The 15228-nt window shown below is 49.0% G+C and carries 13 protein-coding genes and 1 pseudogene; 8 read left to right on the top strand and 6 right to left on the bottom strand.

Going from position 1 to position 15228, the window contains the following annotated elements:
* A pseudogene (locus RMO52_RS04270) lies at positions 1-1478 on the bottom strand (phosphoketolase family protein); the annotation flags it as partial.
* Between the two features lie 203 nt (positions 1479-1681).
* On the opposite strand from RMO52_RS04270, the gene RMO52_RS04265 reads away from it, so the two are divergent.
* Positions 1682-2941, top strand: coding sequence for an acetate/propionate family kinase (locus tag RMO52_RS04265; RefSeq protein WP_396134880.1), 1260 nt, complete (start codon positions 1682-1684; stop codon positions 2939-2941).
* A 473-nt stretch (positions 2942-3414) separates the two neighbouring features.
* Here RMO52_RS04265 and RMO52_RS04260 read toward each other — a convergent pair whose 3' ends face one another.
* The 3 genes from RMO52_RS04260 to RMO52_RS04250 form a co-directional block, all read right to left on the bottom strand.
* Positions 3415-3771, bottom strand: a complete 357-nt coding sequence (locus RMO52_RS04260; RefSeq protein ID WP_309743609.1) for a hypothetical protein — start codon at positions 3769-3771, stop codon at positions 3415-3417.
* A gap of 116 nt (positions 3772-3887) precedes the next feature.
* A complete protein-coding gene (locus RMO52_RS04255) occupies positions 3888-4853 on the bottom strand; it encodes a VOC family protein (RefSeq protein ID WP_309743611.1) in 966 nt (321 codons plus the stop codon).
* A 400-nt stretch (positions 4854-5253) separates the two neighbouring features.
* Positions 5254-5514: a DUF6439 family protein gene (locus RMO52_RS04250; RefSeq protein WP_309743613.1), complete on the bottom strand. Its 261-nt coding sequence runs from the start codon at positions 5512-5514 to the stop codon at positions 5254-5256.
* A gap of 62 nt (positions 5515-5576) precedes the next feature.
* Here RMO52_RS04250 and RMO52_RS04245 point away from each other — a divergent pair, with 62 nt between their 5' ends.
* The 5 genes from RMO52_RS04245 (at position 5577) to bioB (ending at position 10573) form a co-directional block, all read left to right on the top strand.
* On the top strand, positions 5577-5918 hold the full coding sequence (locus RMO52_RS04245; RefSeq protein ID WP_310411178.1) for a DUF2203 domain-containing protein: 342 nt from the start codon (positions 5577-5579) through the stop codon (positions 5916-5918).
* Between the two features lie 28 nt (positions 5919-5946).
* Positions 5947-6723, top strand: coding sequence for an SDR family oxidoreductase (locus RMO52_RS04240; protein ID WP_310411175.1), 777 nt, complete (start codon positions 5947-5949; stop codon positions 6721-6723).
* A gap of 87 nt (positions 6724-6810) precedes the next feature.
* A complete protein-coding gene (crtH, locus tag RMO52_RS04235; RefSeq protein ID WP_310411172.1) occupies positions 6811-8349 on the top strand; it encodes a carotenoid isomerase in 1539 nt (512 codons plus the stop codon).
* A 333-nt stretch (positions 8350-8682) separates the two neighbouring features.
* Positions 8683-9243 (top strand): tetratricopeptide repeat protein, encoded by a 561-nt coding sequence (locus RMO52_RS04230; protein ID WP_310411169.1) that lies wholly within the window; start codon positions 8683-8685, stop codon positions 9241-9243.
* Between the two features lie 292 nt (positions 9244-9535).
* Positions 9536-10573: a biotin synthase BioB gene (bioB, locus tag RMO52_RS04225; protein WP_310411166.1), complete on the top strand. Its 1038-nt coding sequence runs from the start codon at positions 9536-9538 to the stop codon at positions 10571-10573.
* A gap of 137 nt (positions 10574-10710) precedes the next feature.
* Here the strand turns inward: bioB and RMO52_RS04220 are convergent, their stop codons facing one another.
* Entirely contained in the window at positions 10711-11307 is a 597-nt protein-coding gene (locus tag RMO52_RS04220) for a TetR/AcrR family transcriptional regulator (protein WP_309739648.1), read from the bottom strand.
* 102 nt (positions 11308-11409) lie between these two features.
* Positions 11410-12039, bottom strand: a complete 630-nt coding sequence (locus tag RMO52_RS04215; RefSeq protein ID WP_310411162.1) for a YqiA/YcfP family alpha/beta fold hydrolase — start codon at positions 12037-12039, stop codon at positions 11410-11412.
* Between the two features lie 641 nt (positions 12040-12680).
* Between RMO52_RS04215 and RMO52_RS04210 the strand changes: the two genes are divergently transcribed.
* Complete coding sequence (locus RMO52_RS04210; protein WP_310411157.1) at positions 12681-14018, top strand: N-acetylmuramoyl-L-alanine amidase; 1338 nt, start codon at positions 12681-12683, stop codon at positions 14016-14018.
* Between the two features lie 521 nt (positions 14019-14539).
* A partial coding sequence (locus tag RMO52_RS04205) for a trypsin-like peptidase domain-containing protein (RefSeq protein ID WP_310411154.1) occupies positions 14540-15228 on the top strand: 689 nt, incomplete at its 3' end.

Below are 15228 nucleotides of genomic sequence, written 5' to 3'. Positions count from 1 at the left end.
CCCGTCAACAGATAGCCCTCCAGCCAGCCCTCTAAGGTATGCTCGCTGAGAATTTCCATCACCCGCCCATCGAGAGCTAATTCAGCTCCGTCAGCGTCTTCCGGCAGGTACTGACCCCACCACACCTTTTTAGTGGCTTCATAGACCATTTGCAGTTGATTGGAAGCCGTTTCATCCGGCCCAAATAACCGAAAATTGGTAGGATTGGCGCGGATGATATCCCGCATAAATACGCCCAGCGGCTGAGTATTAGAAACTAAGGTCTGTCCGGGAGTAGCAATATCCACCCCATAATTCCGAAAATCGGGCAACCGCAACACTTTCCGCAGCAGACCGCCATTAGCATGAGGATTGCTTCCCATCCGCCGCTCGCCCTGGGGCGCAACCGCCCGAAACTCTGGTTTCAATGTCCCCCGCTCGTCAAATAATTCTTCGGGACGATAGCTGTGGAGCCAGTCAGACAACATTTCTAGCTGTTCGGGGCGCTGTTTGACTTCCTTGAGCGGCACTTGATGCGATCGCCAGGAACCCTCTAGTTTATGCCCATCGAGTTCGGCGGGACAAGTCCAGCCTTTGGGAGAGCGTAAGACGATCGCCGGATATAGCGGACGCTCGATATCGCCCTCATGACGCGCTCGGGATTGGATCTGGTGAATGGCTTCAATACAGCGCTCGAGTGTTGCTGCCATCAACTGGTGCATAATATCTGGATCGTCCCCTTCGACAAAGTAAGGAGTATAACCATAACCTTGTAACAACTGCTCCAATTCTTCATGACTGATGCGGGCTAAGACAGTCGGGTTATTAATCTTATAACCATTCAGGTGCAAAATCGGCAACACCACCCCATCCCGACGCGGATCGAGAAATTTATTGGAATGCCAAGCGGTCGCTAACGGTCCAGTTTCCGCCTCGCCGTCGCCGATAACCGCGATGCTAATCAAGTCTGGGTTGTCAAAGACCGACCCATAAGCATGAGCCAGACTATAACCGAGTTCCCCCCCTTCATTGATCGAGCCGGGGGTTTCCGGCGTACAGTGGCTGCCGATCCCGCCCGGAAAAGAGAACTGGCAGAAAAAAGCCAGCATCCCGTCGAGATCTTCGGTTTTATCGCTATAGATCTGCGTGTAGCTGCCTTCGAGATAGACCGGAGCTAATACGCCTGGAGCGCCATGTCCGGGGCCTGTAATATAAATAGCGTTGAGATCGAATTTATTGATAATGCGGTTGACGTGGGTATAAATGAAGCTCAATCCGGGGCTAGTGCCCCAGTGACCCAGCAAGCGATTTTTGATGTGTTCGGCGCGCAAAGGTTCGCGGAGGAGCGGATTGTCCTGAAGATAAATCATCCCCGCAGCCAGATAATTACAAGCTCGCCAAAATCCGTGCAGTTGATGTAACTCTGACGGGTTCAGAGGTGTTGATAAAGTAACAGTTTGAGTCAGATTGGGATGTAGATTTGAGATACTTGTGACCACATCAATCTCCTAATTTAACCTCTTCACGCTACTAACCATCGCCACTATCGACCACTGTCGTTAGAAGGAGATTACACTCGGTCGAAAGGTAGAGTGAAATATGCTGTGTTCGTGCTTTTGTGGATAGGGGATAGGGGATAGTGAATAGTGAGCAGCTAACTCAGTTAACTTTTATTGTTGGGAAATAGATGTCAAATCATGAAATCGATATTTTAGTATTAAACGCCGGATCGAGTAGTTTTAAATCTAGTTTTTATCGATTGAGTGATGACTATATCCCCTCAGAGCCGATCGCCCCTTTATGGACGGGAAAAGTTAACTGGGATACTAATGGCAACGCCGTATTAAAGGCGCAAACCAGCCAAGAGTCAGTCAGTGACGAGCGATCGGGTATGAGTCGGGCTGAAGATATCCAGGAGTTATTAAGTTGGGTCTGGAGCGGTAAAACCCAGATTGTCCAGAATATTCATGACATCCATATCATCGGACATCGGGTAGTTCATGGTGGCAGCAAATATCAGCAGCCGACACTAATTGATGATGATGTTAAAGCCGAAATCGATCGATTGTCTATCTATGCGCCGCTACATAATCCAGCTAATTTAATCGGAATTACCGCGATCGAACAAAGTAGTAATGAGTCTGGATCGGCAGCACATCAGCTCACGCAAATCGCCGTATTCGATACGGCTTTTTATGCAAATCTCCCCGAAGTGGCGTATGCTTATCCCGTGCCTTATCAATGGCTGGAACGGGGGATTAGAAAATATGGATTCCATGGCATCAGTCATCAATATTGCACCCAAAGAGCTGCAAAAATATTAGAGCGAGATGCTGCTAAATTGCGATCGATTAGCTGTCATTTGGGTAATGGTTGTTCGCTAGCCGCGATGAGATCGGGACGGTGTATCGATACGACGATGGGCTTTACCCCCTTAGATGGTTTGATGATGGGGACGCGGTGTGGCTCGATCGATCCGGGTATCCTGCTCCATCTCTTGCGAGAAGGGGAATACACAGTTACCGAACTCGATCGAATCTTAAATTTTGAGTCGGGACTATTGGGTGTCTCGGGGGTATCTAATGACGTGCGGGAAATCGAGAAATCGATCGCCGAGGGTAATGTCCGATCGCGACTAGCCCTAGAGATGTATATCGATCGACTCGCTGCCAAAATTGCATCCCTCATCCCTGCTCTGGGCGGCTTAGATGCCCTGATTTTCACAGGCGGCGTGGGGGAGAACAATTGCGAGATTCGGGCGGCGGTAGTCACCAAATTAGCCTTTCTGGGAGTAGAGATCGACCCGGCACTCGATCGGGTCGCTACGTCTGCTGGGATGTCCTCTAATGACGATCGCGATCTGGCAACCAGCGCCTCACCAGTCCGAGTGCTGACGATTCATACCCAGGAAGAGTGGGAAATCGCGCGTACCTGCTGGCAATACTTTCACGCTAGCCACTAGTTGGGTGTGCCCGAGTTTCATTCTTCAACCCAACATACAAATCTTGTGTCAGCAAAATTTCAACCGAATAACTTCCAACTAAAATCCAGAATGGAATGAGTGCCGCTCCACGCTTCACACAGATCGAACCATACGCAGGAGAGTTTGAGAGGCGGCGTTCCGCCTGTCTTGTCTCGCTAAACCCTCGGGGAACCCGAGGAGCGCGAGCCGCTTTCAACGGGGGGGCTGGGGGTCGGAGCGACGCGCGCTCTGGAGGTTCCCTCCAGGTATAGCGCGTCAAGACAACCCCCAGATCCGGGTTCTGCCCCCACTAGGAAAAACGAAGCTCACCAGTATATATCGCTTACCGCTCCGCTTGGCACCACAACTTCCGATCGTTATCTAGGCGAAAATTGCTGCTGATATTACCATAGAACATTAGCAAAACAGCGAAGGAGGGGCACCCTCCTTCGCTGTCAGTAAACTAAATGAACCTAATTTTCTAGAACCTTGGCAATCCGATCTTCGAGTCGATCGAGATCGAGACCGCCTTCATCGCGACTGATCCTGCGGACGGTGGCGTTGACACCATCGAGGTTTTGCAATAAGTCCCGCAAAATCTCTTGTTGCTGACGGGATTGGGTTACTTCATGTGGCTCTTGTACCAAGTCCCGGACGATCGTATCTTCCGATCGAGACACTACAATCGGCTCCTCTTGACCTTGCAAATAGACGATCGTCCGGCGTCCGGGGCCGCGTTCCTGCTCTAGGGGTATCAGGGCGACAACATTGTCCGATCGGACGTACTTACCAAATCCGAGGTGAACTAGTACAGAGGGTTGAATCTTCACTTAGGGGGTCATCCTTTGCTATCTCTATACTCTCATTATAAAGCTAGCAATCTTAGCCTGTAATGAATACTCGGAGCGGTTTTCACGCTATTTTAGTAGTAGTTTACAGTTGCTTTTTACGCCCAATCGGCTAGTCGAATCAGATGCCCATCTGGGTCTTTAATGAGGAACTGGCGATCGAATTCTAAGTCTGATTCGGTACTGAGTGATACCTCTGCGGACACAATGGAGCATCGAGCGGTTTTGAGTCGCTCAATAGTGTCCATCGCATCATCGACGACGATCGCGGTTTGCCAGCACCAGAGGTCGTTGAATTGGGTATCGGCAGGAATGGGGCGTCCGGTAGTCGGCGATAAGTATTCCACTAGCTCGATCCCGATCCCCTCTGCCGCTGAGAGGCTGCTGATGCGGAATTTAACATTGGCGATGCCGCCAAGCTGCTCTTGCTCGACCCCAAAGTTTTCGCTCTCTTGCTGCAATTGCAGCCCCAACAGATCGCGGTAAAGAGCCAGACTCGCCGCCGTATCGCTCACGACGATCGCTGTATGGTCGATTCCCAAAAATAGCGCGTCGCCAGCTTCCTGCCATTTTGGATCGCCTTTAGTGGCGGGAAAGTGAATTAATTTGAGATTGTGCCCATCGGGATCTCGAAAATAAAACGCTTGAATGCCGCCAGCTACAGGATTTGCAGCAGGTAAAGTTTGAGGGTGGGGAGAGACTTGGACGATGGAATGTTGGCGCAGATGCTGGTAGGCGCGGTGCATATCGCTGACGACGATCGCCAGATGCTGAAACCAGCGATCGTTACTGCGCGTATCTACCGGAATCGTTCTGCCTTTAGCGCTGAGAAATTCCGTCAATTCGATCGTCTCCCTACCCAGTTGCAACTCGACTACTCGCAGTTGGATCTCGATCTCTGCTGGCAAGTCCTCTGGTTGCCAGGGGGAGACATCGGCACTTTCGCGACCGATTACTTGTCGATCGGTAATTTTGGTAAATCCGAGGACGGTAGTATAGAAATCGATCGATCGCTCCAGATCTGCCACTACCATCCCGATCGATCGCACTGTAGTATTCGGCATTGCCTTCCTCACATCCTCAATACTCGATCGCCCCTAACTTCTAAGATCGCCCAGTCACAAAAGCTCCTATCTTCGCAAGCAAAGTAGACGAATTGCGCTACGCGTTTAGTGGAATTATTTCGTCGATAATTGTCCACTATTGCTGTTATTGTACCAGGTATTCCCGGCGTCTAGACGCAGCCGAGAGCGACTGCATTCAGCCGAGCGAGACATTCGCGAGACTACTTAACGTCAGTTCGGGATAAGGATATTGGCTTTGATCCAGCACCGCCCTCGATTAAAATCGGGGCTAGTGTCACAAAGTCCGCCTACGCGGACTGATTAACTAGTCCGCGTAGGCGGACTTTGCATCACAAGCGGAGACTTCCAGTCTCCAGGCATTTCTTATCCCGAACTCACGTTACTTACCTCGATCGCCATGAGAGGGACAAGGCGGAGCCGAAATCGACTTATCCAGCCACCCTACTGCCTGTGAAAACCGCGCTAAAGCATCCTCGGGATTATCTTTGAGCAAAAATACTAACCCCGCTGCTGCCTGTTCCTTCGCCCGTGCGGGACGATTTGATTTGAGTCTGTGCCAATCTGTCTCCGCAATTCGCAGCCGTTCGGCGAGGGCTTGAGCCAGTTCTAGGGTGGTAAGATCGTCTGTAGTGGAAGACATGAGATTTATGACCTGAATTTAGGCATATTAATAGTAACGCTATCCAAATTGTATCGCCGACTATGACTCACAATGCTACCCCTGTTGATGAAACGATCGACTTCGATCGCGAAATTGCCGACTTAGAACAAGCGATCGCCACTCTCAAACAGCGTCAGGCAGAGATCGAGTTAGCCGAGCGGGAACGGGTAGTATTAGAGCGTCAGCGCAATGAGTTGAAACACAAAGGCAGCAAGAACTCGGAAGTCAAGCAGGAACTCTCACAAATTCGATCGCGTTTGGAAGAACTAAGTTTTACATTAGAATCCCAACTATTGAACATGTGGGAACCCTTTTGGCAAGCTGTGAGATTTGGTGGCTTAGGCATCGCGATCGGGTGGTTTATTTCTACCTGGGGGCGATAAACTTATCGTGCGGAGATATGTAAGTTAAATGAATGACAGCTTAAATACAACAGGGCGGGTTGCGCTAGTCACAGGCGTCAGTCGGCGCAAAGGGATCGGGTTTGCCATTGCCCAACGCCTAGCCATGCTGGGAGCAGATGTATTTATTCATTCCTACACGCCCTATGATGCCGAGCGGGAGTGGGGAGCCGATGCGGATGGCATCTTTTCCCTAATTACCACTCTCGAAGCATCTGGCACCAAAATCGCCCATGCTGAGGGCGATTTTAGCGAGCCGACGACACCCGATCGGATTATGAATGCCGCAGTGCAAAGCTTGGGACAGATCGATATTTTAGTTGCAAACCATACTTACAGTACGATGGGTGCCTTAGAACAGCTCACCGCCGCCGAAATCGATCGGCATTTGCATATAAATGTGCGCGCGACATTGCTATTGGTGCAAGCTTTTGCGGTTCAACATCAGCAAAGTTCCGGTCGAGTCATCTTGCTAACTTCGGGACAACATCTGACGCCGATGCCTGGTGAGCTGGCTTATGTGGCGTCCAAGGGTGCCGTCCAGCAACTGACGCTGAGCTTATCAGCACATCTGATTTCACGCGGCATCACCGTCAATACGGTCAACCCTGGCGCGACGGATACAGCGTGGGCGGATGCCGAGTTGCACGAGTTAATTCGCAGTGCCAATCCCCAAGGAAGATGGGGTCAGCCAGAGGATGCCGCCAGATTGATTGGGTGGCTTGCGAGTGATGATGCGCGCTGGATTACCGGACAGACGATAAATTCTAATGGTGGTGGCTACTAACAGTTACGGATTTGTGGTTCTGCTTCTAGGAAAAAAGCAGTAAAATTAGAAAGCGTATGACTTTTTAGATTTTTTTAAGATTCATTTATGACTGTGAGTGCTAGTACCGAAACTGTTGCTTCGCTGGACGATAGAACCATTTTTGATGCGATTATTATCGGTTCGGGAATTGGGGGATTGGTGACGGCAACTCAGTTGGCGGCGAAGGGTGCAAAAGTATTGGTATTGGAGCGGTATCTGATTCCTGGCGGCAGTTCGGGCTATTTCGATCGCGAGGGCTATCGTTTTGATGTCGGTGCTTCGATGATCTTTGGCTTTGGCAAGCAGGGAACTACCAATTTATTGACGCGGGCGCTGGCGGCGGTGGGCGAGAGTATCGAAACGATCCCCGACCCGGTGCAGGTGCAATATCATTTACCTGACGATTTGGATATTAAAGTCCATCAAGATTACGAGCAGTTTTTACAAGAAGTAATTGCCAGGTTCCCACATGAAGCCCAGGGAATTAGGCAGTTTTATGATGAGTGTTGGCAGGTATTTAATTGCCTGAATGCGATGGATTTGTTATCGCTTGAGGAGTTGCGATATCTGATGCGGGTATTCTTTCAACATCCGGCTGCTTGTCTGGGTTTGGTTAAGTATTTACCTTTAAATGTGGGCGATATTGCCCGCAAATATATTCAAGATCCAAACGTCTTGAAATTTATCGATATCGAGTGTTATATCTGGTCGGTGGTACCTGCGGAAATGACGCCCATGATTAATGCTGGAATGGTCTTTTCCGATCGACATTATGGCGGTATTAATTATCCTAAAGGTGGTGTCGGTCAAATCGCCCAAAAGTTAGTAACTGGCTTAGAAAAAGCTGGGGGCAAAATTTACTACAAGTGCCGGGTGACAAAAATTATCACCGAGCAGGGTAAAGCTGTCGGGGTAGAAGTGGCAAATGGCAAGACTTTTCGAGCCAAGAAGATTGTGTCTAATGCCACGCGTTGGGATACTTTCGAGCAGCTCTTACCCGCAGATGAAATGCCCAAGAAGGAGCGCAAATGGCAATCACGTTATCAGAAGTCGCCAGCTTTTTTGAGTCTGCACTTGGGTGTCGAGGCGAGTGTACTGCCTGCGGGTACCGAGTGTCATCATGTCTTGCTCGAAGATTGGACTCAGATGGAGGAGCCGGAAGGGACGATTTTTGTGTCGATTCCGACTTTGCTCGATCCGAGCTTGGCACCTGCGGGATATCACATTATCCATGCGTTTACTCCCAGTTGGATGAGCGATTGGGAAGGTTTATCGCCGAGTGACTATGCCGCTAAAAAAGAGGCGCGCGCGGGGGTATTGCTCGATCGACTAGAGCGGATTTTCCCTGGCTTAAATGCGGGATTAGATTTCATGGAGGTGGGTACACCGCGTACGCACCGCCGCTTTCTAGGACGTGCTGATGGCAGCTATGGGCCAGTGCCGCGCCGGAAGTTGCCGGGACTATTAAATATGCCATTCAATCGCACGGCGGTACCGGATTTGTATTGTGTCGGGGATAGTACCTTTCCCGGACAAGGATTAAATGCAGTGGCTTTCTCGGGGTTTGCTTGCGCTCACCGGATTGCAGCAGATTTAGGGATATAGTCAGGCTATATTAGTTCTAACCGATCGACCAATGTGGGGGTAACTATCGTTACTCCCATATTCTGCACTCACAATTTCCTCAATTTCTACTTATATAGTGCTTTTAGGATTCGATCGCCGACCTACTCCCATTCGATCGATAGATGCGATCGCCTTAAAAAAATGCGATGGTTAGCAGCATGTTAGTTCCTGCTCATCGACTCGGTTTTTGCCGGAAAACACGATCGATAGTTTTTAGTTTTAACCAAATTGGCTCCCTGTTTAGCTGCTATCCGTACCAAGAATGCGATCGCATCCACAATAGTTCAACTCCAAAAAATTGTCAGATACCCCATGAAATTCGCCCTTTTGCTTCTCACCCCGATTTTATTAATGGTCTCGATGCCGATTGCTCAATCCTCTTCGAGCCTACCACTTCGCACACCAGCTCCAGCGATCGATTCTAACGATCGCGGTACGCTGAAGCTGCATACTGGCGATGCACAAGGGGCAATTTTAGAATTCGATCGAGCAATTGAGATCTATCCTAAGTATGCCGAAGCCTACACCAATCGCGCAGCAGCGAAACTCGGACTGGGCGACAAACAGGGGGCAATTGCCGATTATACTCAGGCGATCTTACTTAATCCTCAAGATGCCTTGACCTACTACAATCGAGGTGTGGCGAAATTTGAGCTAGGCGATAATCGAGGGGCAATTAGCGATTTCGATCGAGCAATCGTTCTCAATCCCCAAGATGCGGAAACTTACAGCAATCGGGGGGCGGTGAAATTAGCACTGGGTGACAAAAAGGGTGCGGTTGCCGATCTCACTACTGGCGCGAAATTATTCCGCCAGCAGGGACAGATGAATGATTACCAAAAAACGGTCGAGCTATTACGTCAGACAAAGTAAATCTAGTTAAGTTACTACAATCTATCTGTAGATTGGGTTTCGCTTCTCTCAACCCAACATCCACACAATCGTTGGCGTTGGCGTAGCCTGCCATAGGCACAGCCGCGCCGAGAGGTAATCTTTGAGTGTGTTGGGTTTCTGCAATACCCCCGACTTCTGAAGAGGAGTCGGGGGTATGTCCTAACAAGTGTAGCGATTGCTCTTTACCCAACCTACTTGTGTTCGCAGGGTAACTCTGGCGAGCGGGAAGTATCGATCGCGATCGCACCCAGTTCATTTGGTGCGATAATAGATGGTCGCTCGACACTTTAGACGCTTAAGTTTCATGTTATTGACAGCACCCACTTGGAATACCCTTGCCGATCGATCGCTTGCTGGGGAGATCTTGACTAGGGAGGAAGCCCTGAGCGTACTCCAGGCTAGAGATGAGGTGTTGCTCGACCAAATTGCCGCTGCTTATCGAGTGCGCCGTCACTACTGGAGCAATCGCGTCAGGCTGCATTATCTGCTCAACGCTCAGAGTGGCTTGTGCCCTGAAGATTGTCATTACTGCTCGCAGTCCAAGATTTCCACCGCCGAAATCGAAAAATATCCCCTGATGGCGCAGTCCAAAATTCTCGACGCCGCCAAACGCGCCGTCGAACTCCAAGCGGGGACTTTCTGCATGGTGATTTCCGGACGCACGCCCAATGAGGCGACGTTTGGTAAAGTATTAGATGCCGTGCGAGAAGTTAAAGCTAATTACGATCTTAAAGTTTGCGCTTGTTTGGGCTTATTAACTGCCGAACAAACTCAACGACTGGCGGATGCTGGTGTCGATCGAGTCAATCATAACCTCAATACCTCACAAACCAATCACGAACATATTGCCACGACTCACACCTATACCGATCGAGTCGAGACTGTCAAAAATGTCCAGGCTGCGGGGATTACGACCTGTTCGGGGGGGATTTTGGGGATGGGTGAGTCCGATGATGATGTCATCGATTTAGCCCTGTCACTGCGGGAATTAGGCGTCACTAGCGTACCGATTAATTTTCTGATTCCGATTCCGGGGACTAAGTTTGCAGACATCAAACAACTAACTCCACAGCAATGTTTGCGGATGTTATGTTTATTTAGATTGATTTTACCTTCCCAAGAAATTCGGATTGCTGGCGGTCGGGAAGTGCATCTGCGATCGCTCCAGCCGTTAGGATTGTATGTAGCTAATTCGATTTTTGTCGGCGATTATCTGACGACTCCCGGACAGTCGGCGACTCAAGATTGGGACACCATTGCCGATCTGGGGTTTGTCCTCGAAGCCGCAGACGGTTCTCCGATACAGTAGGTATTAGGTATTGGGCTTTGGGCTTTGGGGAAAACTTTAACGAGACGCAGGGGTTTGATTTGATTGGTGCAACATATGCGCCAGGGAACCTCTGCGTGTTTGCATTCTCAATTCTTAATTCTCAATTCTCAATTAATTTAGATGGCTAGGCTATTAATATATTGATGTAAATGCTCGATCGCTCGATCGAGATAAATATCATCACTGTATAATTTGCTCATCATAATTGCCCCTTCGATCGTCACGAATAAAATCGTCGCTACTTGCTCGCGATCGATTGTCTCGACGATTTCGCCCTGACGGATGCCTAGCTCGATAATGCTGGCAATCAGCGCCCGAATACTATTAACGGCATCTTGGACGTGAGCGCGTAACAGGGGGTGAGTATCGTCACTCTCGATTGCCGTGTTCAAAATCGGACAGCCACCTGTGACGATTGGTTGGGTGGTAAAGCCCCGAAAACTGTTGGCAAAAGCATGTAATCGATCGATCGCTGTAGCTTGGCTCGACACTTGTGCCATTACTGCTTCGAGGATCGAGCCGAGAGAATAATCGAATGCTGCGATCGCAATTTCATCTTTGCTTTTAAAATGATGATAAATGCCGCTTTTCCCCAACCCTGTCAGCTTCATAATAGCTGAGATCGACGATCCGGCATAACCATTTTGATTGAAAACAACCGCAGCCTGTTCGATAATTCTTTGCTTAGTGCGATCGGCTTTAGATACTAACACTTAACTAACTTCAAGGTTAGTTAATATTTTAAGGCAATTTAGTTAGACCCGTCAATGTCACCATTAGTATTCAAGGTAATCTAAAAGGATGATGAGATTTAGTTATAAGTGACAAAAGTCACATACTTTTTGCCAGATCCGATCGGTGACATTGGTGAGCTGATGGTCGCTCGAATACTCCATAAGCTCCACCCAGTGCCGCTGCTTGCTAAAATCTCGACTGGCAGAGATCGGAATTACGTCATCATCAATCCCGTGAATAATTAGAGTTGGAAGGGCGCGATCGATCTGAGAAAGAGGATATCGATGAGCGTCAACAACGAAATTGTAATGTAGGGGTGATAAATTTTTGAGAGCATGATGGTAGATAGGTAGATAGTAGGTATTTTTCCACGAACTTAACTGGCGATCGCCAATTTTCGGTAGCCAATGATTCAAAAAATCAAAAGCAGGTGCCAGTAAGAATAACCGTTCGACTTGTGGATAGTCTTGAGCGATAATTGTAGACACCCAGCCCCCGAGACTAGAGCCAATGAGCGTGACTGGCTCGCCATCATCGGGAAATAAATCCACAACTTGAGCGATCTGTCGCGAGACTGTCAGATGGGCGAAGTCTCCCTGGTTGAGATCGGGAACCTCTAACTTGATGCCCAACTTAGCAAACTGTTCCCGAATGTAGATCGCTTTTGTCGATCCTGGGCCAGACGCAAACCCGTGTAAATAAATATACATTAGTTACCAAGTGGTAGTAGTATGATGACGTGACAGCTAGCTGCTCGCTGGGAGCTAATTTGCTCGATGTATTAACTCTCAACTTGGAGCGATCGACTATCAACTACTTTAGGGTAGCCAGTGGCATTATGTAACTAGCTTACCCATATTGCTGGCTAGACTTTGGCATCGATCGTAAACCAGTAGTGAGGAGCGTAAATTCTCGTACTATTTCCGGAAAAGATGGGATCGAAAAGTGCGGGAACAGGGGTTTCCCGCCCAGACAAGTAGAGCGCCTGTTCGAGACAGATGGGGGATGGGAGCGAAAATTGCTAGGTTGTACCAGATCCACCGCGACAAATAGCCCAATGAGTCGAGTGCCGCAGAAGTAACTCAGCCGGAAAGCTGAATCAGCATCGAAACAGCCAAATGTCCCAAGTCGGTAGATCGGTCGATAAGTTACGATTGAAACCAGTAAAGATCCGAACAATGTCACGAGCATACGGGCGGAAGAAGCTAATAGGGACTTACAAACTCGATCTGATGAAGCGATCGCTAAACTATAGTTAATAGCCCCCTAGTATTTACCAAGATTTCGACATATTAAGACCCGTTTTACCGCTGACATACTCTATTATTAACTAGCAAGGAGCGCAATTTTCATGGGAAGGATTTTTATCTGTGCAATTTATGGCGGCGACCAAGGAACGGCTAACGATCCAGAGACGATCGGTACTGCGCCAAACGAAGCCAAAGAAATGGTCTTTTTGCGAGATTTAATCGTTCCAGAATTGCGAAATCGGAGTTTTGAAGTAGTCGCAGTACCTGATTTCGATCGACCCGCACTGAGTATCGACTGGATCGACAAGCGTGCCAAACCTGGTGATATTGCCTTGGGCATTCATGCTGATGCTTACGCTCATTCTCAAACTAGGGGAGTGAGTACTTTTTATATTGCCAAAAACGGCGAACGCAAAAATCACGCCCAGATGTTGTTACTCGCATTTTCCAGTCGCGTCCCCGACCTGCACAGTCGGGGAGCTAAGCCCGACACGATTACGGGAACGGGGAGTTTAGCGTTTTGTCGGCGACTGACAATTCCATCATTACTGATGGAAATCGGCTTCAAATTCGATAGTGAAGATCGCGTCAAGATTCAAGCTTATCGGCGCGAAATCGCCCTCGGGATTGCCGATGGATTAGTCACCTGGAGCCGCGATGTCCAGATGCAGGCAACTAGCAATAACCACACGGTACCAGTCCATCTCAAAGTCAATAACGAACCATATCCCGAGTGGGGGATCTCGATCGATGGGAATGTCTATATCCCGATCGATCTTGCCGATAGATTGGGCGTCAATCTCGCCCTCAATCCGCAGATTAGACGCATCCGCTATCGGGGGATCGTCTATCTAAAGGCGATCGAATTGCGCGATCTTAATATCTCGATCGTTGCCGAAATTGGTAAAATCTACAATATTCGCTCCCAGCACCCCTTCAATGCTGATGAATTCGATCGAATTATGTGTGTGGGGCACACCAATCCCGTTCAACTCAATGAGTTTCTCCTCGCCAATACTCCCGAAGCCTTAGAACAATTTCCCAATCTCCCCGGAATCTATCTCGAAGAAGCCAAAGCCGAAGGCGTCAACCACGATCTTGCCTTCGCGCAAATGTGTCTAGAAACCCGCTTCCTGACCTTTGGCGGTGCCATCTTACCAGAATTTAACAATTTTGCCAGTTTAGGCGATCGACAGACCGAATGGGCGAAATTCCCCAATCTCCGTCTAGGCATCCGCGCGCACATCCAACAACTCAAAGCTTACGCCAGCCACGATCTCCTCGTCCAAGAATGCGTCGCACCTAGATTTGAACTCGTCAGACGCGGCATCGCCCCGACGATGCGACAATTAAACGGTCGCTGGTCGGCAGATGCCCAGTATACGATCAAAATTGCCGCTGTACTCCGACGGCTATATGAGACAGCGGGGATTTTTTAGGTAAAAGGTAAGAGGTAAAAGGTAAGAGGTAAAAGGTAAGAGGGTGTCTGAAAAGGCTTTTCGGTGTGTGTCGAAGATCTAAATCCCCCCTGTCTTGTCTCGCATAATCCGAGAGGGAACCTCCCGGATTATGCGAGCCGCTAAAGCTCATTTTTCTGAGGGTTGGGGGATTTAGATCTTAAAACGCAGCAATTATACTTTTCAGACATTTTCCAAGAGATAAGAGGTAGAAGTTTAGGCGCTTGCGTCTTTACTACAATCAATTATTTACCTCTTACCCATTACCTTTTACCCATTACCTTTTACCCATTACCTTTTACCCTTTCCTCTCCATGCCACAAATCTTACAATATCGTTAAGATCTCACTGCATCGGCAACAAAGTTCGCCACTCTACTGTCATGAAGTTCAAACTCACCCCTAAAATAGGGATAGTCGAGTGTCGGGCGATATCGGCTAAAAGCAAAGAACTGATGCCAGCTAGCTGAGATTGCTACAAGAATTGTATAGAGAGTGAGTTGTATGTCAGACCCCCAGAAAAAACTACCGATCGAAGACCGCGCCCCAACTACAGAGACAACCGACAAGCCGATTGCATCACCAAACTCCCCCGCAGCGTTAAAAACATTGCGCCGAGGTAGCAAGTATGTTTCACTGCTATTGTTAAGCACGATCGCGAGTTGTTCGTTTGGCTATCTGGCTGCCAAAGAACAGGTACCCACGACGCTGGAATCTCCGGCTGTAGCTACGCCCAAAGTAGCAAATAGTAGCAGCATCTTAGCCACTGTCAATACTAACTTCATCACCAATGTGGTGGATAAAGTTGGCCCCGCCGTAGTGAGAATTAATGCTTCTACAACTGTCGCGGCAAGACCTGCCATGGCAGATGGTGAAGAAGATCCCCTGTTCCGGCGATTCTTTGGCAATCGCGCGCCCCAATCGGGTGGATCTGGAGAACGGGAAATCAGGCAGGGCACCGGGTCGGGATTTATTATTAATAATAACGGTCAGATTATGACCAATGCTCACGTCGTCTCTGGCGCAACCAAAGTCACCGTCACTCTCAAAGATGGTCGGACGATCGATGGTAAAGTCATAGGGATCGATCGAGTCACCGATGTCGCGATCGTGCAAATTGCCGATCGCAATCTACCTAGCATCCAAATTGGCGATTCGGATAAGATCAAACCTGGTGAATGGGCGATCGCCAT

Origin of the sequence: Chamaesiphon sp. OTE_8_metabat_110, assembly GCF_031382685.1 — a bacterium.
Classification (GTDB): domain Bacteria; phylum Cyanobacteriota; class Cyanobacteriia; order Cyanobacteriales; family Chamaesiphonaceae; genus Chamaesiphon.
This window is presented reverse-complemented; position numbering and strand designations above follow the sequence as displayed.

Excerpts from the sequence above, each read along its gene's own strand:
- RMO52_RS04255 (WP_309743611.1), bottom strand. The coding sequence starts at position 4,853 with ATGCCGAATACTACAGTGCGATCGATCGGGATGGTAGTGGCAGATCTG.
- RMO52_RS04230 (WP_310411169.1), top strand. The coding sequence starts at position 8,683 with ATGAAATTCGCCCTTTTGCTTCTCACCCCGATTTTATTAATGGTCTCG.
- RMO52_RS04215 (WP_310411162.1), bottom strand. The coding sequence starts at position 12,039 with ATGTATATTTATTTACACGGGTTTGCGTCTGGCCCAGGATCGACAAAA.
- crtH (WP_310411172.1), top strand. The coding sequence starts at position 6,811 with ATGACTGTGAGTGCTAGTACCGAAACTGTTGCTTCGCTGGACGATAGA.
- RMO52_RS04250 (WP_309743613.1), bottom strand. The coding sequence starts at position 5,514 with ATGTCTTCCACTACAGACGATCTTACCACCCTAGAACTGGCTCAAGCC.
- RMO52_RS04240 (WP_310411175.1), top strand. The coding sequence starts at position 5,947 with ATGAATGACAGCTTAAATACAACAGGGCGGGTTGCGCTAGTCACAGGC.
- RMO52_RS04245 (WP_310411178.1), top strand. The coding sequence starts at position 5,577 with ATGACTCACAATGCTACCCCTGTTGATGAAACGATCGACTTCGATCGC.
- RMO52_RS04210 (WP_310411157.1), top strand. The coding sequence starts at position 12,681 with ATGGGAAGGATTTTTATCTGTGCAATTTATGGCGGCGACCAAGGAACG.
- bioB (WP_310411166.1), top strand. The coding sequence starts at position 9,536 with ATGGTCGCTCGACACTTTAGACGCTTAAGTTTCATGTTATTGACAGCA.